Consider the following 22687-nt stretch of genomic DNA (forward strand, 5'->3'; position numbering starts at 1 on the left):
AATAAGATAGGGAAAAGAAACGGCATCTCTGCAGCAAGGTTGACGCATGGCTCGATGCAAGAGAGGAATGAAATGGTGAACCACTTCTGAAGCCCAATCGTTGGTTGTGGCCCTCGCCTCTTATTACGGGGCGAGTGTCGCCACAGTTTCATTGCCCTGAATCACTCGTTCCGGATAGAGGACAATTTCCACACGACGATTTTGGGCTCTTCCCTCCTCGGTCTCATTCGTCATCACCGGTCGCATATCGGCATAGCCCGTCGCTGAAAATTGTTTGGGATCCATTCCGGTTTGTTCAATCAGATACCGTAACACTGTCGTGGCGCGTGCCGTTGAAAGTTCCCAATTAGTGGGGTACTGTTTTTGTAGTTGTCCATATATGCGGTGGTTGTCCGTGTGGCCTTCAACTTGAATATTTTTCCCCGGCACGGTCGCTAACACCTGGCCCACCTGCTTCATAATCCTCAGACCCAGAGGGGTCAAATCCGCTTCACCGGATTCAAACAGGACTTGTCCCAGCATGGTGAGGACTAATCGATCATGGTGTTGAGTCACCACCAGACTGTTGCCAAATTTGTCCTCAAGCGCCTTGGTAATGCGATCAATCTCCTCTCCGACTGTGAGGACTTCATATTTGACCTTTTCCAGTTGCGCTTCCTGAGCCTCCCGAGCTTTTCGGACCAATTCCAACTCATGCTTTAAACGCTCCACTTCTTTGAGCCTGGCCTCCAGCGCCGAAAGCTCTTTTTCCAACTGACCATTCTGTTCACGAAGGTGAGACATCTGGCTGATTTGCCCGTCTAAACCCGACCTGACCTTTGTGAGCGCGGCTGCCAAATCATGAAAATCCACCGGTTCTCCTCCAAAAAGAGGATCGGTTAAAGAACCGGCTCCTTCCGAATTTACGAGTTTTCGGATTTGCGTATACAACGCTTCCACTTCTTGTTGGACCGCGGCTAATTGTTCTTCCTTAATTTGGTCTTGCACTTCAACGGTATGCTCAAGGGCTGTCTTGGTTTCTTGAAGCTGCAGGACTTCAGTTTGTTTCTCTTCAACAGCCTGCTGCAAGCGTTCAAGTTCCGCTATCGTGGACTCTTGATTTTTTTCGTATTCTTGGAGGGCACGTTCATGTGATTGTTGACTCACGCAACCGACCACAACCGTACATGCCACTGCCACAAGTAAAGTGTTCCCCAGTTTCATAGTGCCTGCTCCTTCACGTTTACCGCCTCTCCTCACCCCAGGTTCTCTACTATCAATGAAACCTGAGCATTCAAGACTGGTTGGTAACTTTGGGCCTCTATGGCTTCAATTTTCTCTTCTGGGTGCCATGGCCAACCTTAGTGACCGGAAGGTTCTTTCGCCACCAGAGAGAGCAGTGAAGATTATTCTCGGCAGTCTGGACAGGACACTTGAGAAAACCTGCAGGAACAAGGAAGTAGCTGCTCAAAGAGGTCAGAATGACCTGTCAATATTACCCAATGAGCACCACCGACACTGTTTCAATTCGCAAGGGACCAATGCAGAAAGATGAAAAGAAAAAATGTTGGCGCGGAAGGGTACTGGGGATGGGAGAAGTTTAATCGTTATCTCTCGTTCTCAACAACGGAGAGATGTCCAAGCCATGGTTCATCGAAAACTATCGTCTTTATCGCGACTGCAGGCTTCGTTCCTCACCGAAGGGACACCTCGTGGATTATCCCCACCTGGTACTGTGCCATATGCTGAGCCAAGTGCGTGACGCTCGAATCCATCATTTCCATGAGTGGTGACGGATACAAGCCGATCCCCAAGATTAAAACGGCAAGAGGGATCACCGTCACCAACTCTCGCATATTCAGATCCGGTAGTTGTGCAATGGTCGAATTTTTTGGTTGACCCAACACCACCCGTTGGAGCATCCAGAGCATATAGGCCGCCGCAAGGACAATGCCCCCCATGGACAACAACACCATGACATAGCTTTCAAAAGACGTTCCGACCAAGACCAAAAATTCTCCAATAAAATTGCACGTCCCAGGCAGTCCGAAGGATGCCACTGAAAACAGACAAAAAAGTGCCACAAACCGGGGCATGGATTTTTGCAATCCTCCGTAATCCTGAATCGACCGGCTATGGGTCCGATCATACAATTGACCGACAGCCAAAAAGAGGGCTCCTGTGGTTATTCCATGGTTCACCATCTGCAAGATGGCTCCTTGAATACCATGGTTATTGAACACGAAAATTCCCAATGTCACGAATCCCATATGCGAAATGGACGAATACGCCACCAGCTTTTTCAGGTCAGACTGGGCCAAGGCCATGTACCCCCCATACACAATAGCCGCCACGGATAACCACAAGATAAACGGTGCAAAGGTCACTGAGGCTTCAGGAAACATGGGGAGACAAAATCGTAAAAATCCATATCCACCCATTTTTAAAAGCACCCCAGCCAGCAGGACGCTTCCGGCGGTGGGAGCTTCGGAATGGGCATCCGGTAGCCAGGTATGAAACGGCAGCATGGGTAATTTAATGGCAAAGGCTAGGAAAAATGCCAAAAATATCCAAAACTGGGCCTCGGGGGAATAGGTGTTCTCCCCCAACGCTAAAATATCAAATGTCCGCCCCCCTTCCACGTACAACCCGAGTATCGCCAAGAGTAAGATCAGGCTGCCTGACAAACTGTACAAAACGAATTTGATGCCGGCTGCTATGCGTTGGGGGCCTCCCCACAGAATGATCATAAAATACATAGGAATCATCGTGACTTCCCACAACATGAAAAACAAAAACAGGTCCAGAGCGGTAAACACCACAATCATGGCCCCTTCGACCAACAGAATCATGGCCATAAAGGAGCGTACACGAGTGGTAATTGACTTCCAGGAGCACAGGACGCAAAAGGGACAGAGCAGAGTCGTGAGTAAAACCAGAAGAAGACTAATACCATCCACTCCGACAGCATATTGAATATTAAAGGTCGGCATCCATGCCATCCGCTCCACAAATTGCATGGCTTGAGTGGAAAAATTAAATTCTCCCAGCAGCACAAGTGCAAGAACAGCGTCACCCAGCGTGCACACCAGAGCTACGCGCCGAATCCATTCCTGATCCTGAATACACGCGATGATCCCAATACCCAAAAACGGCATCGCAATCATGATACTCAAAAGATGCTCAGTGAAGATTGTATTCATAGTCTCCCCTTCATGACATGCCGGTCATGGTACATCCAGGATGAAGGACGCCCTCTCATTTTTCCCACTCCGCGGGCTTGAATTTCAGTGTCGTGTTCGTTATCCCTCAATCACTGACAAGCTATCTGCGGAATCACACGACATACCAAAACAACAACCCAATCCCCACAATCAGCCAAAAAATCATGACCAGTAAATGGTGCTGTAACGTGCGAGGTTCCAGTTCCTGTATCATATTCCCTGTGCTCGCGGCTTGATTCCCGGCACGAACCACATTCTTGTCGAGAACCTTGATTTCGATTCTTTTCCATAGCCAGTTGGCGATACCTAGGCTCCGATGGCCGATACCCACGACGACCCGATCGACACCGCGAAGGTCCACCACCCGCCAGAGCCAACCGGCTATTCCTACGCTATTCCGTCCCAGACCTACTACCAGCCCGTCTATTCCCCGAAGGTCCACCACCCGCCACATCCATTTCGCCGCCAACACTGACCCATTTGCGATTCCCATGATGAGGGCGTCAAACACATTCCGGTCGACAACCCGCCATAGCCATCGGGCCAAGCGGAGAGTGGGCACCACAACATACGCCTCATATATTTCATCGAAATACAATTTATTCAGGAAGTGGACATACCATCGCTTGCTCATTTCCGATTGTTGGACCCAGGAACCCGAAAATTTTGTCAAAGAAACGTACCCAACCGCGATACCGAGTCCAGCCACAGCAAATGCAATAAGAAGTTGCAAGCCGGTCTCACTCGAAGTTTCCTTTGGAATCTGAGCCACCCGATGTCCCACAACAGGGGACAGAAATTCCGAAAACCAACTCCACAGGACCAGCAACAGGCTTCCAAAAATTCCAATAACAGCCAAAATTCCCAGAAAGTGGATGGGGGAAAAGAAACGAGGCTGGATGGCCTGGCTCCCCACTCCACTCCCATACCCTATCGCATGCGGTTGACCAAACAAGACCAGGACACCACGCATGACATACATGGCAGAAAAAAATACCGTCAGAAATCCCAAAATCCAAAATGTCCATTGGGCGGAAGATCCCGATTGAATCATCCACAATTGTTCATACGGCCCGAAAAAAATGAAAAACGGCGGAAGACAGGCCAACAGCAAAGCGCCCAACACTAAGGGCCCCATAGAACGCATTGATGACCCATGAAGAAAATGCGACGAAGACACATGTCCATGGGAGCCAACGGAACGAAGTGCATTTCCGGTCGATAGAAATAAAAATCCTTTCAAACATCCATGGGCCAGCATATGAAAAATAGAGATGACAAAGGCTCCGACTCCGCAGGTCATGATCATAAAACCGATTTGACCAATGGTGGAAAACGCCAGCATACGCTTAATATCCACCTGAGTCAGGGAGACAAGGGTTCCAAACAGTGCGGTCACCCCTCCGATCAATGCAATGACGGTCATGGCTTCTGGCGAAAGCATCACGAGGGGACTCATGCGAACCAACAAAAATGGGCCGGCATTCACCATGGTCGCGGCGTGAATCAACGCGGAAACAGGGGTGGGCGCTTCCATCGCGAAGGGGAGCCAGACATGGAATGGCACTTGTGCAGACTTTCCCATGGCTCCCAGGAAAAGAAAAAGTGTAATGAGGGTGAGGATATGAACGGACACGTCCAGCCCTAGCCAGCCGAACAGGTTGATGGTGTTTCCCTGTAGGGATGAGGCTTCCCCTAAAATCGTCTGAATATCCAGTGTCCCAAAAGTGGAATAGGTCAGAATGACCCCGAAACCTAAGCCCACATCCGCGACCGAATTCACGAGAAAGGCCTTGGTCGCGGCCTGGGCAGATGATTGCCGCTCCCCCCAATGAGAAATTAACAAATAAGAACAAATCCCCATGATCTCCCAGGATACAAACAGCATGAGCAGATTATTGCTCATAACCAGCATGATCATCGAAAACGTAAACAGCGCGATGACTGCAAAGAAACGGTTATACCGGGGATCGCCGATCATATAACGTGACGCATACACATGCACCACGCTGCTCACACCGGTCACCAAGAGCAGGAGCAACACCGTGAGCTGGTCGACATAGAGACCCAAATCTACAACCAGGTCTCCCGATTTAAACAGCCGGTAGAGTGGGATGGAGAAGGCCCCGTCTGATGCCACTCGAGCAAACGCGATGGTGGAAAACGCGAAGGAGAGAGCCATCGCAGGAATGCCGATCTTATGGCCTTGCTCTCCAAGCCAGGGTTTCCCCAGCACGAGAATCAGGACGGCCATCAGAGGAAGGAGGGGAATAAGGATGAGGAATGTCATAATCAGGATGTCACCATATGCCCGATCCTGCTAAAGCCCGGGTGGAATCGCGTTCTTGAGGAGAAAGCTGACAATGTGATCGCTCATCAATCCCAAAACAATGACCGCCACCGACGTGGCGCCGAGACTAATTTTCACCGCCAATGGAATCTCACGTATGAGAGCAGGTTGCTGGGCGGAGCGGTCCCGAAATACCCGTTCAAATAATTTCACGAAGTAGGCCAGAGTTAACAGAGTCGCAATCAGCACCGCGACAATGGCAAGGTAATTTTGCGCTTCCACCGCGCCAAGAATGATATACCATTTCCCAAAAAATCCCCCGGTTGGAGGAATCCCGATCATTGATAGGGCTATGACGACCAGGGCCACCGACATCCATCCCGCTCCTCCCTGCAGTCGTCCAAGATCCTCAATAGTGCGAACCCCGTAGAGATGAATAATCGCCCCCGCCCAAAAAAACAATCCCGCTTGCATCACGGCATCATTCAAGAGGTAAAACACTCCTCCGACAAAACCGGTTTGATTTCCGAGACTAATCCCCACCAAAATCAATCCGATATGCGAAAGCCCTCCATACGCAAACATGCGTTTGATTTCTACTTGGGACAGAGCCAGGAATGCGCCAACCAGGGCTGCAAGAGCCCCAAGAATCCCCACTAATACCAAAAGGCGGATCTGATAAACCACCGCCTGGGCTCCAAGAACCCAAAACATAATGCGAATCCATCCATACAGCGCGACCTTCGTCACTAAAGATGCCAGCATCGGTGACACTCTATCTGGCGCATACGTATACGCATCCGGCAACCACCCGTGGAGCGGTACCAATGCCATCTTGATACCCAGCCCGATGAACATGAATAACACACCAACGGCAAGGGCCTTGGATGTCACCAGAGGGGGTACCCGCTGAGCCAGATCTGCCATATTGAGCGTACCCGTCTCGGCGTACAAATACCCCACTCCCAGGAGATATAAGGAGGCTCCGAAGGTGCCTAAAATTAAATACCGGAATCCGGCAACAAGCGCTTTCCCGCCGGCCAACCCGACCAAGGCATAGGCACACAGGGCGGATACTTCTAAAAACACGAAAAGATTGAACAAATCCCCGGCAAACACCATGCCGGTCAGACTCGCGATCAATAATAAGACCAGGGTATAAAACGGGACAATCCGGCTACCAAGGTAAGGAAACAAGACTGAACTGAGGAAGGTGATACACACCAATCCAACGAGACTCAAAGCCACGGTCATGACGCTGGCCAAGCCGTCCGCCACCCACTCAATCCCGACCGGAGCGGCCCATCCCCCAAAGTCATAATGAATGGTCCCGTTTTGAAGAACTCCTACCAGATTAGCGAAGGAAACCGGGACCATCGCAGCCAGCACACCAATCGATAATGGCCGACACCACTCACGATGCTTGGTCCCGATCAATGGTAAACAAATGGCCAAACCGAGAGGTAAGAGGAAAAGAATTGCGGGAAGGTGTCGCGTCATTCCAGCCTTTTGAGAATTTCTTCTTCGTCCAGGCTGCCGTATTTTTTATAAATGGCATCGGCCAGCGCCAAAGATACTCCCAGGGTGGCAACACCCACTACAATCGCCGTCAATGTCAGCACATGAGGGAGAGGATTCGCATAGACTTCCGGTTGAACGATCTCGGTAGTGGAGAGCAAAATGGGCACCGTGGCGCCTTGCTTGGCACTTGTGGTGACAAGGAAAAAGATCACGCTCGTTTGCATGAGATACATCCCGATGAGTTTTTTCACCAGATTGTACCGGGTCACCATAATATAGATGCCCCACAGAAACAGCAGGACAAAGGCAATGTAGTTGGGGCGCTGCAGCCACCCTCCAATCATCTCAAACATCATATTCCTGCTCGGTATCGTGATAGGCCAAGCTGAGAACGATAGAAATCCCTGTCACCGCAACATCCACGGCCACGCCGATTTGTGCCAGCAAAATCCCTGTATACCGACGGGCGGGAGCATCCAAACCCGGAATCTCCAAATTGGCATAGTTCAGAAATTCCCCACCCCCGATGAGGCATAAGCCACCTACTCCTACAAAAATAATCAATCCGATCCCATCGCCATGCAAGACCTTTTCCACCAAACGTCCCTGGGGTGACTTCAGCCCGAACACCAAAAAAGTCAGAATCATACTGGTGGTCCAAATGACGCCGGCGACAAATCCTCCTCCAGGACCGTACTGGCCGAAGAACAAGACGTACAACGCAAACAACTGGGCCAGAGGGATAAGCAAGCGACTCATGGTCTGAACAATGATGCTGTCGTGGATCTGTTTCATGAGCCTGGCTCCCGTAATAACAAGGCACAGGCAATACCGGCCGTAAATATCACCACGGTTTCTATCAACGTATCAAATGCCCGGTAGTCCATCAGCACCGAGGTGACCACATTCGGCGTGAGCGTGTCCGCATAGCTATTCTGTAAGTACACGGGAGAAATGTGCACGTTGGGCGGAGAGGTAGGGTCGCCAAACTGAGGAAGATCATTCGCCGCTAATAATAACAGCAGGCCCAGCAAGGGCAGTCCGAGGACTCCCGCTAGAGGAGGAGGGGGACGACGAAGGCGGCTATCCTTGGGAGCGGTATCAAACAACGTGATAAGGAACAACACGGTACCCAACCCGGCGCCAATAACGGCTTCGACAAATGCCACATCCACTGCGCCTAACCAAGCCCAAACCAGGGACAAAAAGAAACTATACGACCCGAGGATAAACACTGAACTCATCAATTCCTTGACCAAAAATGTGGCGCTGGCCGCGGTCAGGACCAGAAGTAACAGCAAGGCAATATTCACGGAATACATCATTGGTCTTCCTCCGTCTGAGGTTTAAGGCCAGACCGATAGGCCGCTCGAATCGTGGCATGAGCAATGACCGGATTCAACAGGATGAGCAAGACCAGAACGACCAGAATCTTCAACATATTGATCCCGAAGCCCTGGTACAAAGCAAGGCCCGCGAGAACACAAATGGCCCCTAGGGAATCAGTCAGGGAGACCGCATGGGATCGCGAAAACACATCAGGGAGGCGTATTGTGCCAATTGCGGCCACCACCAGGAAAAATACTCCTGCCAGAATTAATCCGATAGCAATAACGACCATTTAGGGTGCTCCTCGTTGCTCAAGAAATTTGGCAATGGCAAACGCTCCCACCAGGTTCAAAAGCGCATACCCCGTGGAGATGTCCACGAACATCTCCACACGGTCATAGACCGTTCCTATGACGACGCCCAGAATGATGGCTTTGGTCGATATTCCCGCCAATCCTAATACCCGATCAAACACCGTGGGACCCTGGATCACCCGGTATAAATACACGAGGATCAGAAATGACAACGTAATTAATAAAAACAGAAAAAAATCAATCATCACAAATTCGTGTTTTCCTGAAAGACCTTGGCAATTTTGCGCTCCATCCGGCCGGTGGTGAGATCATTCCCTGCTGCCTCATCTATGGCGTGCACAAGGAAAGTATTGTCGTTAATTTCCACGGTAATGGTGCCTGGCGTGAGGGTCACAGAATTCCCAAGCACAACGATCGCGCCCCGATGTTTTAAATGAGATCGATAGGTGATAAGTCTGGGCTTAATGGGTAACGACGGATTCAGAATGAGTTTCGTCAAATGCAGACTACTCTCCACAATCCGTAAAAAAAGCCAGGGGCCGTACAGCACCATACGGCCCCATGGGAATTGCTGAAAGGGAGAATGAGGGAACCCCGTATTCAACCATGCAATTCCACAAGAGGCCGTGAATCCGAGAACGAGGTGAAAATTGTCGTATTTCCCTGATAACACAAGCCAGCCACAGAATAAGGCCAAGGTGTTAGCGATAAACTGTTTGGGAAAGGAAGATTTCATCTAAATGATCTTTAGATTAAAACCTGAACGGCTCGAATCAACCAACCCGATTAAGTATAAAAAAAGCCAACCAAATGTTTTTCGAATGAGGTGTTCAAAAAACCTGGTTGGCTTGTACTTTCTCCAGCCAATCGGAACTAACCCAATGCTGGGAACCCTACTGCCATGATGAACGTTATTTCGGCTAACCGGATGCTCCCACTCTCCCAATTCAGCCTGCGCCAAATAATAAAAGGGGGCCTCATCCTTTTGAACACTCTGCAAGCCTCCGACCTTATACCAGGCACCCTCTTCCATTCACAACTCCGAATCGAAGCGATAGGTTCGACTGGAGTTGTTTAAATAACCTCCTGAGGGCTGCTTGATCCCGTAGAAGGAACTGAACGCCCTCAGGAATACTCATCCCTCGTGGGAGATGATAGGAGATTCGATCAGGAATCCAAGGCACGGCGGAAGTCAAAACGTCATTCATTCTTTTCGTGAAATCATATGTTCATCGTGACTGGTTCCCAGGTTAAGTCAGAGAGATACCGTGAAAAGTTTTTAGAGTCCGGATCAAACGCGATGAGGTTCATCCATTGGTTATGGAATACATGCTGAAGCAAAGCGTGCTTCTGAATGATAGACCGTATTCGATCCGGCGGCGCCTCAATGATGGCCAGTAAGCGCATGGGTTCATGATAGTGCCGCGCCCCATCGTTTACCGATTGGAGAGGAAGACCTTTTTGCAGGTCACTTTGACTCCCTAACATCACACCAACTCCGGCAACCATATTATGAATGACCTTGCTCCCACCCCCATAGGCCCAAGGATCCACCGAGGAAAAGTAATACGTTAAGTTAATCAATTCGCCCACGATGAGAGGTGCGGTCATAATTTTTTCAAGAAGACTCCCATCAGAATCCGGGGCAGGGTCGTAAGAATGCAAAAAGACTCTCCCGTCCAAATCCAGACCTTTGGTAAGTGTCCGCTTTCCAATCAAAAATGCGGCATTCCCTGACAATCCCCATTCGGGACGCGAATTAGCCCAATCCATGCTCCGCTTCCTGACATGCTTGAACGCGTCACTGGGAGACACCCCGGTGGGAGCCCCTGGAATGCGCTGGCATCGGTCCAATGCCTGATGTGTGCCAGCCTGCTCCAAGTCCCTCACCAACAGTGCTAAATCCTCTACATGGGTAGCAGGAACATCGCCCAGGTCATACATCGTCACTCGGTCTGTGGTCGTGTTGTGTTTGGCGGGAAGAAACCAGGTGTCTTCTGGGATGACCAGACCATGATCGCTCAGAATGCTCCGAACCTCCGGATTATTGGCCATGGCTGCAAAGACACGAGCATTCGGGTCACCATGACTGCCTCCACATGCGCCACAATCCAGCGCCGCATAGTAAGGGTTGTTTTCGGACTGGCTCCCATGACCGCAGACCATCACAAACCGGCCAAAGTTTTTCGTGAGCCCGATCACTCGCAATCCCCCCTCCACAAAGGCCGCTTGCTCCAATGGGGTGAAACCCATGGCCAGTGCTCCCCATCGAGGATGTCCCTGCTCGTTTCCACGTGAAGCCTCAACGGGAATTTGCGTGGCAACGGTGCCCCCCAACCACTGCTGCAACCACTGCTTGACGGCATCGAACGATGTTCGAAACAGCGTTTTTCCTACCAACCCGACGCTAAAAAACATCCCCAGCACATCAATCAACATAAAAGAAGCAAATGGATTGTGTTTCAGATCATGGAAGAGATGATGACTGAGTTGATGCCACCTCGTTCCCGAGAGGTAGTCCTTCACCCGATCATTCTGCCCGACTCGGGGAACTTCGGTCACTTCCGCATTTGGTGTCAACAAGATCGGACACAAAGCCAAGTGGTCGTGGCTATCAAATGCCACATGACTCATGGGCACACCGAAAAATCCCGCATATCCAAATGTTTCATACGACCCCTGAGCTTCAAGATGACGCCGAAACGACTCCGAGCGCGCATCGATACAAAAAATCCCTTGTGCCCGCGGCCGCTCATTGTTAACGGATGCCACCCCTTGATGTCCGCTGATGGTTCTCAGCAAATACTCCCGATAGACGTCCTCATACGCTTCAAGCCATACCGGTCCATGTTCAGATTGGGGGAAGAGGTCCAGCCACTCCAGTAAGGTTGACATGTCGCTGTACGACAAGTCATGGACCTCAATTGGGGTCAATTCCAAAAACTGAGCCAAGTGAAAAAGTCGCCAAGCTTGATGACACACCGCATGAATATTAGGGTCGGAGACATGAGAAGGAGGAAGGCCCAACGCCTGTTCACGTTGTTCGTTCCAATAAGCGAGGAGTGCAGGTAGCGTCCCCTTGATGCCCCATTCCCGTTGGCAAAGTCCCTCTACCATTCCAGATTCATAAAAAAGGCGAACGGCCAGATATTGCAGTGGATCAATAGGGTAATGTTGTTGGGCAGGATACCCGGTGTGGTCACTACGCCATCGGATAAATCCTGCCCAACCTGGCAATTGAGCCAGATGCCGTGAGAAATAGTTTTGCCAACGTTCCTTTGGAATTTTGAGATCTTCCAGATGTTTGCACAACATTTCCTCCGGTGCATCGGACAGTTCGCCGAATTTTTGTCGAAGATCTGGAATCCCGAGGAATCTGCCCGAGAGATCCCCTTCGCCTAATTCTCTCCATGCAGCATAAAACCCTTTGTCTCTTGAAGGCATACTCCATCCCGCAACACCTTCGTCGACAAATGCCCCAATCCATTTGATCATGTGGGCATTGATGGTCTCAACCAACACGCTACCCGTCTCACTATCCAGCCAATCGCCCAGCGTCCTGTCTATAGGTAAATCAACCGGGACGAATGCAGTCTCACGTTCTGATGCATTAGCGCTCCGACTGGGATCAGGTGCATGGAAAGAAGGCAGACCCGACACAGGGTCAGACAACTGGCACGCCGCCAACGAACTTTTCCAGAGGTTATGCAGATAGGCGGTTTCCGGATCCTGGCGGCACTTCTCGCACTCCCGAATCGTTCGGTCAATAATGGAGGAACGAGAATCCTCCGGAAGATCGGATCGAAATCGTGTGGTCAGACCCTCCAATTCCAGGGTCCACGTCAGCATCACAGCAGGTAGGATTTCAATTCCGTATGCGGCATGAATGCGCCAGACATCGTGGATATGTATGGTGCGTGCTCCAACTCGAATGGTAGCCCGTGAAGGTAATGGGGGCCCTACCCGCCGAAGTGCCCGTTCAAGAGCCGGCAGAGTAATCCGACCTTGATAAAAAAATTGGCGATACTCTTCAACCGGCAGAAATCCCCTGGCGCCCAGCAACTGATTCGCTTCCTCAATCGCACGGGCAAATGGTAAATGCTCGAGGTCCCGAATGGGATTGTAATAAGCAAAGGTTTTCATCGGCCAATACGGCCCGATGGGCTGACACGCCTCATCAACGATTTCTCGCAGCCATTTCCAATTCGTCACCGTTGAACGATCTTGCTCAAGCCTGTTCATTGCCCCCTTTCCACCATTTAAGAGCACGGACATCCCATAACGTCAAAATAAGGTTTGGAGAAATCATTTGTGCTCTTCCTGGTTAAAATAATGGGAATCAGGGTGAAATGGCAGAGGGGAAAGCCTGACAAGACCATGCACTCACCTCGTTAGATCTACGTCAATTTAGCAGCGTGCAATAAACTCTATTGACAATAAAAAAGCCAACCGATGGGTGTCTCCTCTTTTTAGCTTCAGGAGATCACTCGGTTGGCTTATTCTAGCGCTTGCCTCAATCACATGGTGAATGAGCCAAGCGATCCGACAAAGCCGTTCTACGATCAAGGTCAAAACCAGCACATTACCACCCTCCTCCGGCATTCGAGGAGAAGTATATTCTCTTCTTGACCTCACATGAACAATACGCTTATATCAGGGCGATAGGTTGTTCCTCAAGTTCCTGAGATTCTTTCCTACGGCGATTGTGATAGATTCATAGTGAATGGGCAAGGTCCGTCTTGGCGGAAAGCATTACTCTATGCCCCCCCTTCACACGAGGTGAAATGGAATCGGCGATCCGGAATGCCATTATTAAATTCGAACAGGAATTCATGGGCCGCGGCCCCACCGATGTTCGAGCCAGCATTCTACGCGACACCATCCTCATTCGGCTCAAAGGCGTTCTTACCCCAGCCGAACGCCAGCTGGCTAAGAGTGAAGAAGGCATTGGAATGGTCAAACAGATGCGGCAAAATCTCATTTCACAGGGAAGAGAGCAACTGTGGCGTGAAATGCTGGAGATCACCGGTGCGGAAACGACTGCCCTGTTTACGGATATCGATACCCGGATCGAAGAACACATCATCGTCCTGACTTTAGATCGTGATTTGGAAGCGACATTCCGGTAAACAGTCTCATTTTGAGACATCAACCACCTCAGAGGTACCCTGTTCATAACCTGGGCGGCTAGGCCGTCTGCGAGTCTCATGGACCGGATTTTTATTTCCTTTTTTCTCCATTTCCCGGCTTTTGGGATGGACAGATAAATTTGAGTCTTGACTTCCAGGGGATTTGCCTTATCTTTAAAAGTATGAAAGCACAACGTATTTTAACACATGATGAGAAAAAAGCTTCTGAGGCGGCCTTTCGGGGCTTGCCAATGAATGATTCGTGGACGGATTCTGCCAAAGCCGTTTACGAAGGTCTTCTTCGAGCACTAGGGAAGACACCTTTGAACGATCTTCCTTCAAAAAGTGAACACACCCAGTCTCCGGAAAGTTCCGATCTTTTGCCTTCAGATTTCTCTGAACCGTCTCAATCGGCTCTTCCACTGAGTTCAGGGGATATTCCTGCTGAATTTGAATCACTCCCGATCCGATCCCGGAAAGAAGCCATTGAATCCGGAATACTCAAAGATGTCACACCAATCGCACAAAGCGTGGGGCTGGATTTCTGCGTGGGCATGACCAACCCCCTCTGGGATCAATACATCACTCCTTCCCCGGATTACACAGAAGAACTAATTCAATCCCGTCTACGCGATACACTCGTGGCTGTCCGCCTCAGGTTGGCCATCCTGAAAACACCAACTCCGCTGGTGGATGTTCCTATCATGTTACAATTCCCCCCTGAACCCACCCCTCAGCTCTGCCTCACCTTTGCACTATTTCACAAGGATCCGGTTGATGGTGATTGTCTGCTCCTAATTCATCCAGGCGAGGTCTTCGCAACCCGTCAAGCATTTGAGAACAATTAACTCCCTCACGTGCCATATTTCAGGACATGCTTGTCGGCAAGCAAAGTCTTCTCCGATTCCACCCCCATACCGATTGTGATTGCTGCCGGACGATATAACTCAAAATAGACCCTCAACATTTTTTGTGGCGGCTGACTATCAGTGATGAGGCGAAAAGCAAGGGGAATGAGACGCACAGAATTTGAAACCCATGTGGTGTGGTCCTCCTGCTTGTTCCACCGCACAAATATTAAAAAGGCAAAGGCGGGACATCTCTCATTGCAAGAGAGGGTTCAAACCCGTGAGCTTATAGCTCACGGGTTTGATGCCAAGAGGCAGGGAAGAACGAGGTAAAAAATCCCTTTATTCTAAATCGCTTGGATCGTTGAATAATGAAGGCAACGCAATATTGCCATGGTCGTACTGAGGGAAATTATGTGATTGCGAATCACCCGGATTCAAATTGGAAGCCGTATCGTCAGGTGGAAACAACACCAACGTCTGGAGAAAATCAATTACCTGCCCTTGCTTCACTTCCGGTAATCGGGCAAAGCGATCACGAGCATGTTGCGCTTCACCACCGTGCCGCATGATAACTGACCACAAATCAATACTTCTCCCGTCATGCCCATAAGGGGCAGTCGTCCCCACTCCCCATAGCGGTTCGGTCATCAACTCTTTGGTCAAGGTACCATCCCAATTGCGTTCCCAGAAATTGGGGCCAAGATTATGCCGTTTGAAATCCGCATAAATATTCTTCACAACAAACCGCTGACCCTTGGGTTCTTTCACCGATGGAGTACCTGAACCAGGAACTTCTTGGAACAAAGGAGTCGCCACGGCAAACAGGTCATTGAAAATCCCTCGGCGGCTGTCAAATGAAGTTTCCACATCAGCCACCCGTCGATCTTTTTCAATGACTAAATTTTGGATATGGCAACCGGTGCATTGAATGTCCTGAAAGAGTTTCTGCCCTTGCTTAGTATCTCTGGTCTGGCGGCCTATGCCGGGCTTAAAATAATTCAACAAATAGAATTCCAGGTGGTCCACCAGACTCACGGGAATTTCATTGGCCACCCCATCCAGATCCGGATCATCACTTTCACTCAGAGCCGGAGGTGCTTCGATGGTGTCAACCTTTCCATTCAACACCATTCCCGATGGCGTTATCACTTCTCCACCCTTAGCCGCCTTGGCCAAATCCGGATCAAAAGCCTCCATACCCATTTCTCCATTCAATGCCCCGACAACAAATTCCCTGATGGAAATGGTGCCGCCATGATGAAAAAATGGCCGTACCCGAAGATCCTCATCAACCCCTTCTAATCGGGATGGATCCACCGAACCGTCAGGATTCACTCTAATGTTTCCATAGGAAATCCCCTTACTCTTTAACGACACCTCCACCGATTGTCGTCCCCCCTTGGCTTTGGCAATGGCCTGATCCCGGGTTTGCCGGAGGTCTTGAGAAATTTCATCCGCAAGCATTTCGATAATTCCTAACCCGAACAAATGTGGGGCATCCCGGCTATCCGGACGGGTAAACACAACTCCACCAAATCCCGCCGATCCTCGTGGCCGTCCGTGGCAGGCCGCACAACTATCGGCTAACCCTGCGCCCAGCGAAGCATCGGCGCTAATATCTCCGAATCCGTCACCATTGCGTGGGCCCATTCCTTGAGATATGGTGAATTTTCGTTGAAAGAGATTTCGACCACGACGAATGGAGCGAAACGGATCCCGGCTAATGATGTACAGCGAGGAATCGGGAGTGTTAATATCTCCCCGGCCAGCCCCAATTTGCTGCTCCAAAGATTTCTTAATCCCTGCCTGTTCAGTATTAGGATGTTGAAAAATATCCGTTTCCTGTGCCTGCGCTCCAGGGAAACCTGTTATAAACGATAACGTGCTCAGCACTATGAACACAAAGAACATGGACATACCATTCTTCTCATACCGTCGCATAAGGAAGCTCGCTTTCCTGGGGGAAAACAGTTGAAATTATTGAGGGGGAGTCAGAATTCTCTGACAAAAGCAGTTGAAATTATTGATGGGGAATCAGACTTCTCTTTTAATGCAGAAAAACTCTTCGATCATTCAAAAATACATTTAGACAAAAAAGACTTTAGAATTTATTTTTTGTACAAGGAAAAAACTTAATCAATTTCTATACCAGAAGAGGAAATGGCAAAATTACAGATATTTTTCCTTATTTTGGGCATTGGATGTTGGATAATGAAATGTCAATCTAAGAAATTTCTGTATGATTCACCCTTCGGTTTGTCTTCGTCTACTTAAGGACGTTCAATACATTTTCACCGTAAATTTGATGGCCCTCGTTTGACAGAACCATTTTGCAATAGGAGATGGCCTTGTCCGCTGAACACTCACCTCTTCACGAACCGCCACCCAATCCTTTCGGAGGAAAAACGTTAATTGTAGATGCGGAGCACCCAGATTGCTTCACCCTACCCAGCGAAGCTCTCGCTCACGCACAACAAGATGATCAAATATTTATTCGACCGGGGGTTTATGAAGATCGGTTGGTAATGACTGAGCGAACCATCCATCTTGTCGGCGCCGGTCGGGACCAGGTCACAATATTCAATCGTCGGAGCGGTCCTTGCTATCTACAACGAGTTTCCGGCGGACAGATCAGTGGTATCACGTTCCGGTATGTGGGCAGCGACCAACATTCCGCCCTGAATATTTTAGATTCGGTGTGCACCATATCTCACTGCAGGGCCACAGAAGGGCTTTTATCCGGAGTCGTGATTTATGGACCGGATTGCCGCCCGACCTTGCTCGACAACGAGATCTCTCATAATCGGGAGTCCGGTATTTTTTCGTTTGCCGGAGCTCAACCGTATCTTCGGGAAAATACATGTTTTGGCAATCATCATTTTGGAATGGCCGCACGGGACGAGGGCACTCGACCCGATATGATTAAAAACATCTGTCGGGAAAATATGCTAAGCGGCATTCTTCTCTTTCACCTCGCCAGGGCGCTTATCCTCGAGAATACTTGTGAAGAAAACGCGCATTGGGGAATTGTGCTCACTCCGGATTGTGAAAGCACTCCAAAATCTGATGACCTCCCACAATCAAATCATTTGGCACATAACCCTCGCGGGGCCTATACCCTCACCACCGAACCTTTGGCTGATATTGGTCGCTAGATCGAATCGGCGCACGACTGGTCATACACCAAGACCATACAGGATGCTGGGTAACGAGGGTCTATGATATGGTGCGCAACGTTGACAGGACTTTCCAGGACGATTCGAGATGAATGATTATTTGTGGCATCAACTGAACGCTGTATTGGGTAGCCTCACCGTGACGGTGGGACTCTGGTTATTAGTGGGAGCCTTATCGGTACCTATGGGGATGGCTCTGGCCATCGGATTGGCCCTCCTATTGGCCTGGAAAAGTCCGTCTATTGGAACTACCTGGGCGATTTCCACACTCCTCTTAGGAGTGGAAAGTTTGGCGTGGCCCATCATGCAAATGACCGATCTTCAAAAGCTGGGGCCAGAACCTCCATTAGAAGAATTGGAACGGATTTTCACCGCCGTGTTGTTTGGCTTGTTTTCCGGCGTGTTCTGGATGACCTTTGCCTATGGCATTTTCAAACGCACTCGAGAGAAGAACACCCCGACCTCCCCTTCACCATCCCTTCCCAAAACAAAAAACCAGAAGAAACAGTCAAGAAGGCGATCAGGCTAATCCCGTGATAAGGCCAAACCCCTGCTATTGAATGTCCATGGGGTCCACATTAAATTCAACGATTACCGGATCTTTGGGAAATTCTGCTTCGTACGCCCGCCGAAGGCTGCGAAGATCTCGCTGTGCTTCCGATAAATCAGCCGTTTTCATCAGAAAAATTATACGATTTTTCTTGATCCGCCCTGGTTTCTTGGATGCCATCGGACCCAGGACCATTGGGGTTCCCATGCCCGCTTTTCCCGCTGCACCTTGAGGTCTTCTCCCTTCAAACTCCTTCAATCGTTGATGGAGAAAGTCCACGATTTTTTGCACCCGTGGCGCCTGCTCCCCCGTCACAACCAACAAAATTACGTGAGTAGCCGGGGGATACCCTAAGAGATTACGCAACTCCAGTTCCTGGTCATAAAACATTCGGGGACACTGGTGCCCAATGGCTGTGAGTACATGATGATCAGGTATTCGGGTTTGGAGAATCACCTCCCCGGGCTCCTGTCCATACCGGGCCAATCTGAGAGCCCTCGACAACATCTGAAACGTTCGTTCGGCTGATCGGAATTCAGGAATATGGAGCCCAAGATCAGCTTGAGGTAACCCAATGACCGGAGCCGTAGGTGGCTCTGATTGATGAACTAAAAATTCCGTCCCGATCATTACCCCAATATCCCTCTGCCGGAATTGGCGTAACATCGTATCAGCCGCTTCGGGGGTTTTTACATTCTCCCGATCGAACCGAGCAACCGGGACTGCGGGAAAAAGACGCCTCACCTCTTCTTCCAGTCGCTGCGTTCCCATGCCGGAAAATCGAAACACCCTGCCCTGACACGTGGGGCAGGTTTCAGGGGTTGGTTGAATTCCCTCACAGTAGGTGCACACCAAACGGGAAGGTCGCTGATAGAGTTTCAAGGCAACTCCGCAGGTGGGGCAACTCGGAGCCTTTCCACAATCCCGGCACACCAGCGCGCCGGAAAACCCTTTACGATTGAGAAGTAAAATTACTTGCTTCCCCTCGTCCAAGGACTGCGTGATCCTGGTGACTAAAACTGGGGACATGATGGTCTCATACGGTAAGGTTCGTAAATCAACCATATTCACATGGGGAATCTGCTGTGATGAGCGTTCCAATGCCTCACCGACCTGCTCTGTAAATCGTCCGTAGAGTTCCAAGGAAGGCGACGTCGAACCATATACTACGAGAGCCTGGTCATATTCTCCCCGCATTCGTGCGACTTCCCGGGCGTGAAAATACGGAAGATGCTCATCTTTGTAGGACGGATCCTCCTCCTGATTGATCCAAACGAGCCCCAAATTTGGAACTGGCAGAAATAGTGCTGATCGAGTCCCCACCACGACCTGCACGTCGCCCTGTCGAATTCGTTCCCATCGAGCAGCACGAACTATTGTCGAAAGATGGCCATGGTAGATCTCAACCTGAATATTGCCAACAAGTCGTACCTGTTCGCCAAGGATTTCGGCTTGCTGAACTTCTGGAGCAAGGATGAGGACGCGACGGCCTTTATTCAGAATGGTCTTAATCATCGTGAACAGCAGATCCTGTCGAATTGATTCCGATCCCACAACAGGCACCTCCTGAAAACCGCCGGTTTGGACGGCAGAGAACAAGTTTTGCCATACCTGGTTGTCTTTAAAGCTGGACGCCGAACGTTGAAGAGATTCCGGGAGTTCCCCTGATTCTTTAGGAGAATCAAATAGGCCACGGGAAGTTGAATGCATGGGGTTTCGTCCAACTTTGCTTCCACGAACCGGACGTTGAACCTTGGATCCTGAAGGCAGGTTCGTCTGTTCAATAATCCATCCCTTCTTTTTCGCACGAGTTAAAGTATCTGAAACATTTTTCATCGTTCGCATAAGAGAGGATCGGAGCAATCCCCTGGGAGCCTGTTTTAACTTGCGAAGCAACAATTGGACGTTAGATGCCAGCGAGCGGTCCAATAAGGCCTGTCGACCGTCGTCCGTTAGGGATATTCGCCTTACTACTGGTATCGAATGTGGGGGGACAATCAACCGCAAGCATGCGGGGAAAGGAGCCAGATAATAATCTGAAATTTTTTCAACCAGCCGAAGAAGGTTGTGTTCCAAAGGACGGTTCACGGCATCGGCCTCCAACGAAAGAATGGCACGTAACGGTTTTTGGCCGAACTTCGGTTGCTGGGAAAAAAAGTTTTGTGTTTCAAAAAGCGACACGACTACTCCAGAGACGACAGTAGAGCCTAAAGGTACCGCCACGGGACTTCCTACATGCAACAGAGAAAGGAGATGGGGGGGGACTTGATAGGTAAAGACCTGGAACCGTCTGGCCGGCAGGACAACGTCAGCAAGCATGAGTGATTACGGTTTTCATGAGGACACAATTCTATCAGCGAGTTATTCTGCCTACAACGCTATTCCACCTCAGCCCTCAGATCAACAAACATCTTGAGGGCCACAGGCAGGTAAGCACTGAGCTATAAAAAATTTCCAACCGACTTGCCTGCTCATCCTCATAATCAATACCTAGCATGCTGGGTAGAAGAAAATCAGGTTATCATGTTTCATCACTGAAGCTTCCAGCATTCCTGTTTGATACGGCACCTTGACGATTTCGATAAAAACAGGAAAGATAGAAACGACCGGATGAAATCCTATCCAGCCGGTTAGGCAAGAATCGGTCGGTTCACAGGCTTTTGCCCATACAACACACCGCAAGAGAGATCAATACCGAGGGCACACAATCGGAGGAGGATAGCAAGATGGGAGGCTTGGAAACACTTGGAATTTTGGCTCTACTGATTGGGGTCATTGGCATCGTTGTGCTTCTAAAAAGTCGAAAAAAACCCCAATAAGGACCGGACAATTCCCCCTGACCACCTCAATGCATCAACTTGTTCTCTTGTTCTGAAAAGACGAACATACGAACACCATCATTTGGCGGACATTTCAGACACCGCCAGATAGGATCAAGACTCGGGGATTTTTTTGAGACGGCGGTCCAAAGCAAAGCGAGTAATGCCAAGATATTTGGCAGCGAGACTTTTATTATAATCGGATAACCGCATGACTTCTTCGATCAAATCGCTTTCAATGCCCGCAAGGGATTGTTCTCCGAGAATCATTTCCATGCGCACCACCTTTTGATCCCCTTGAGTGACCGCAATTACTGAGGAACGAGCCTCTTCATGGACTTCACGGGGCAGATCCCCTTCCGTCAAACTTTTCCCACGACAAAAAATAGCCGCACGCTCCATAATATTTTCCAGTTCACGAATATTTCCCGGATAGGGATAGCGCTCCAACAGCCGTTGGGCCTCCGGCTCAATAGCCGAAACCTCTTTGCCAAGGTCGCTGCTTTGTCGAATTAACGTCGCAAGAGCCAGAGGGATAATATCTTCTATCCGATTCCGTAATGGTGGGAGATTCAATGACACCACATTCAGCCGAAAAAACAAGTCCTCCCGGAATCTGCCTTGCGCCACATCTTTGCGCAGATCACGATTGGTGGCCGCAATCAGACGAAAATCCACCTCAATATCCTCTTGCCCACCCAACCGTTTAAAGGAACGCTCCTGTAACACACGGAGCAATTTCGCCTGCATGGAAGGATTGAGGTCTCCAATCTCATCTAAAAAGAGCGTCCCTCCTTCCGCCTGCTCACAGAGACCGGGTTTGCGCTGGTTCGCACCCGTGAAGGCCCCACGCTCATAGCCAAACAATTCACTTTCAAATAATTCCTGAGGAATGGCGGTGCAATTCACCCCCACAAAGGGACCTTTGTCCCGAGGGCCGTTATGATGAAGGACTCGAGCGACAAATTCTTTCCCTGTTCCCGTTTCTCCAAACAGGAGGACCGTCGTTTTCAAATTCTTTGCCATTTCCTGAATTTGCCCAACCAATTCCTTCATACTGGGACTATTGGCAATCAAACTGTTGAAGGCATATCGACCAGGCCTATCCTGCGTTTCAAAATCGATACGGCGCCGTAAAGATAGATAATCCAGCGCACGATCGATCACAGGTTCCACACTGGAGAAATCGACGCTTTTAATCAGAAAATCATAGGCCCCGAGTTTGATGGCTTCCACGGCATCTTCCACCGTGCCATAGGCCGTGAGGAGAATGACAAGGGACTGTTGAGATTTCGCACGAATATGCTTGAGAGTCTCTAGTCCGCTTAACCCGGCCATTTTCAAATCTAATAGAATGAGATCTGGCGCATCATGGTCAAGGGCTTCCAATAAGGCTTCCCCCGAAGCAAAGCTTCGCACATGATGGTGTCGTTTAGCGATCCGTCGGCTGATGGCTTGGCGAACCACGTCATCATCATCCGTCACAAAAATGTTCGCGCGCATGG

Annotated in this window: 18 protein-coding genes; 4 read left to right on the forward strand and 14 right to left on the reverse strand. The window is 49.8% G+C overall.

Translation table 11 applies throughout. The annotated features are described in order from the left end of the window. Positions 1 to 123 precede the first annotated feature (123 nt). The 11 genes from LX98_RS17710 to LX98_RS17760 all read right to left on the reverse strand — a co-directional run bounded on the left by LX98_RS17710 (position 124) and on the right by LX98_RS17760 (position 12899). The gene (locus LX98_RS17710; protein ID WP_496430116.1) at positions 124 to 1203 is read right to left on the reverse strand and encodes an OmpA family protein; all 1080 of its coding nucleotides are present in this window, start codon (positions 1201 to 1203) and stop codon (positions 124 to 126) included. Positions 1204 to 1673: 470 nt separating this feature from the next. Continuing rightward, a complete protein-coding gene (locus LX98_RS17715; RefSeq protein ID WP_496430117.1) occupies positions 1674 to 3182 on the reverse strand; it encodes an NADH-quinone oxidoreductase subunit M in 1509 nt (502 codons plus the stop codon). Between the two features lie 133 nt (positions 3183 to 3315). Further along, positions 3316 to 5493: an NADH-quinone oxidoreductase subunit L gene (locus LX98_RS17720; protein ID WP_496430118.1), complete on the reverse strand. Its 2178-nt coding sequence runs from the start codon at positions 5491 to 5493 to the stop codon at positions 3316 to 3318. Between the two features lie 30 nt (positions 5494 to 5523). Next, entirely contained in the window at positions 5524 to 6993 is a 1470-nt protein-coding gene (locus tag LX98_RS17725; protein ID WP_496430119.1) for a proton-conducting transporter transmembrane domain-containing protein, read from the reverse strand. Continuing rightward, on the reverse strand, positions 6990 to 7370 hold the full coding sequence (locus LX98_RS17730; RefSeq protein WP_496430120.1) for an NADH-quinone oxidoreductase subunit K: 381 nt from the start codon (positions 7368 to 7370) through the stop codon (positions 6990 to 6992). The genes LX98_RS17725 and LX98_RS17730 overlap by 4 nt, the downstream gene beginning before the upstream one ends. Beyond that, complete coding sequence (locus tag LX98_RS17735; protein WP_312645979.1) at positions 7360 to 7809, reverse strand: MnhB domain-containing protein; 450 nt, start codon at positions 7807 to 7809, stop codon at positions 7360 to 7362. Before LX98_RS17735 ends, LX98_RS17730 begins: the two co-directional genes overlap by 11 nt. Beyond that, positions 7806 to 8339, reverse strand: coding sequence for a DUF4040 domain-containing protein (locus tag LX98_RS17740; protein ID WP_312645978.1), 534 nt, complete (start codon positions 8337 to 8339; stop codon positions 7806 to 7808). The genes LX98_RS17735 and LX98_RS17740 overlap by 4 nt, the downstream gene beginning before the upstream one ends. Further along, positions 8336 to 8635, reverse strand: a complete 300-nt coding sequence (mnhG, locus tag LX98_RS17745) for a monovalent cation/H(+) antiporter subunit G (protein ID WP_312645977.1) — start codon at positions 8633 to 8635, stop codon at positions 8336 to 8338. Before mnhG ends, LX98_RS17740 begins: the two co-directional genes overlap by 4 nt. Further along, entirely contained in the window at positions 8636 to 8902 is a 267-nt protein-coding gene (locus tag LX98_RS17750; RefSeq protein ID WP_496430121.1) for a monovalent cation/H+ antiporter complex subunit F, read from the reverse strand. It lies immediately after the preceding gene. Continuing rightward, positions 8902 to 9393, reverse strand: a complete 492-nt coding sequence (locus LX98_RS17755; RefSeq protein WP_496430122.1) for a Na+/H+ antiporter subunit E — start codon at positions 9391 to 9393, stop codon at positions 8902 to 8904. The genes LX98_RS17750 and LX98_RS17755 overlap by 1 nt, the downstream gene beginning before the upstream one ends. A gap of 485 nt (positions 9394 to 9878) precedes the next feature. Continuing rightward, on the reverse strand, positions 9879 to 12899 hold the full coding sequence (locus tag LX98_RS17760) for a putative inorganic carbon transporter subunit DabA (RefSeq protein ID WP_496430123.1): 3021 nt from the start codon (positions 12897 to 12899) through the stop codon (positions 9879 to 9881). A 542-nt stretch (positions 12900 to 13441) separates the two neighbouring features. Here LX98_RS17760 and LX98_RS17765 point away from each other — a divergent pair. Both LX98_RS17765 and LX98_RS17770 read left to right on the forward strand, forming a co-directional pair. Beyond that, positions 13442 to 13786 carry a Na-translocating system protein MpsC family protein gene (locus LX98_RS17765; RefSeq protein WP_496430124.1) on the forward strand — a complete coding sequence of 115 codons (345 nt, stop codon included), beginning with the start codon at positions 13442 to 13444 and terminating at the stop codon, positions 13784 to 13786. A 251-nt stretch (positions 13787 to 14037) separates the two neighbouring features. Then, complete coding sequence (locus LX98_RS17770) at positions 14038 to 14634, forward strand: hypothetical protein (protein WP_496430125.1); 597 nt, start codon at positions 14038 to 14040, stop codon at positions 14632 to 14634. A 342-nt stretch (positions 14635 to 14976) separates the two neighbouring features. Here the strand turns inward: LX98_RS17770 and LX98_RS17775 are convergent, their stop codons facing one another. Beyond that, positions 14977 to 16554: a di-heme oxidoredictase family protein gene (locus tag LX98_RS17775; protein ID WP_496430126.1), complete on the reverse strand. Its 1578-nt coding sequence runs from the start codon at positions 16552 to 16554 to the stop codon at positions 14977 to 14979. 431 nt (positions 16555 to 16985) lie between these two features. On the opposite strand from LX98_RS17775, the gene LX98_RS17780 reads away from it, so the two are divergent. Continuing rightward, the gene (locus LX98_RS17780; RefSeq protein WP_496430127.1) at positions 16986 to 17792 is read left to right on the forward strand and encodes a right-handed parallel beta-helix repeat-containing protein; all 807 of its coding nucleotides are present in this window, start codon (positions 16986 to 16988) and stop codon (positions 17790 to 17792) included. Positions 17793 to 17901: 109 nt separating this feature from the next. Beyond that, complete coding sequence (locus LX98_RS17785; protein WP_496430128.1) at positions 17902 to 18342, forward strand: hypothetical protein; 441 nt, start codon at positions 17902 to 17904, stop codon at positions 18340 to 18342. A gap of 24 nt (positions 18343 to 18366) precedes the next feature. On the opposite strand, the gene priA is transcribed toward LX98_RS17785, so the two are convergent. Both priA and LX98_RS17795 read right to left on the reverse strand, forming a co-directional pair. Beyond that, on the reverse strand, positions 18367 to 20682 hold the full coding sequence (gene priA, locus LX98_RS17790; RefSeq protein WP_496430129.1) for a replication restart helicase PriA: 2316 nt from the start codon (positions 20680 to 20682) through the stop codon (positions 18367 to 18369). A 614-nt stretch (positions 20683 to 21296) separates the two neighbouring features. Beyond that, complete coding sequence (locus LX98_RS17795; RefSeq protein WP_496430130.1) at positions 21297 to 22685, reverse strand: sigma 54-interacting transcriptional regulator; 1389 nt, start codon at positions 22683 to 22685, stop codon at positions 21297 to 21299. Positions 22686 to 22687 lie beyond the last annotated feature (2 nt).

Source organism: Nitrospira marina (genome assembly GCF_059568365.1).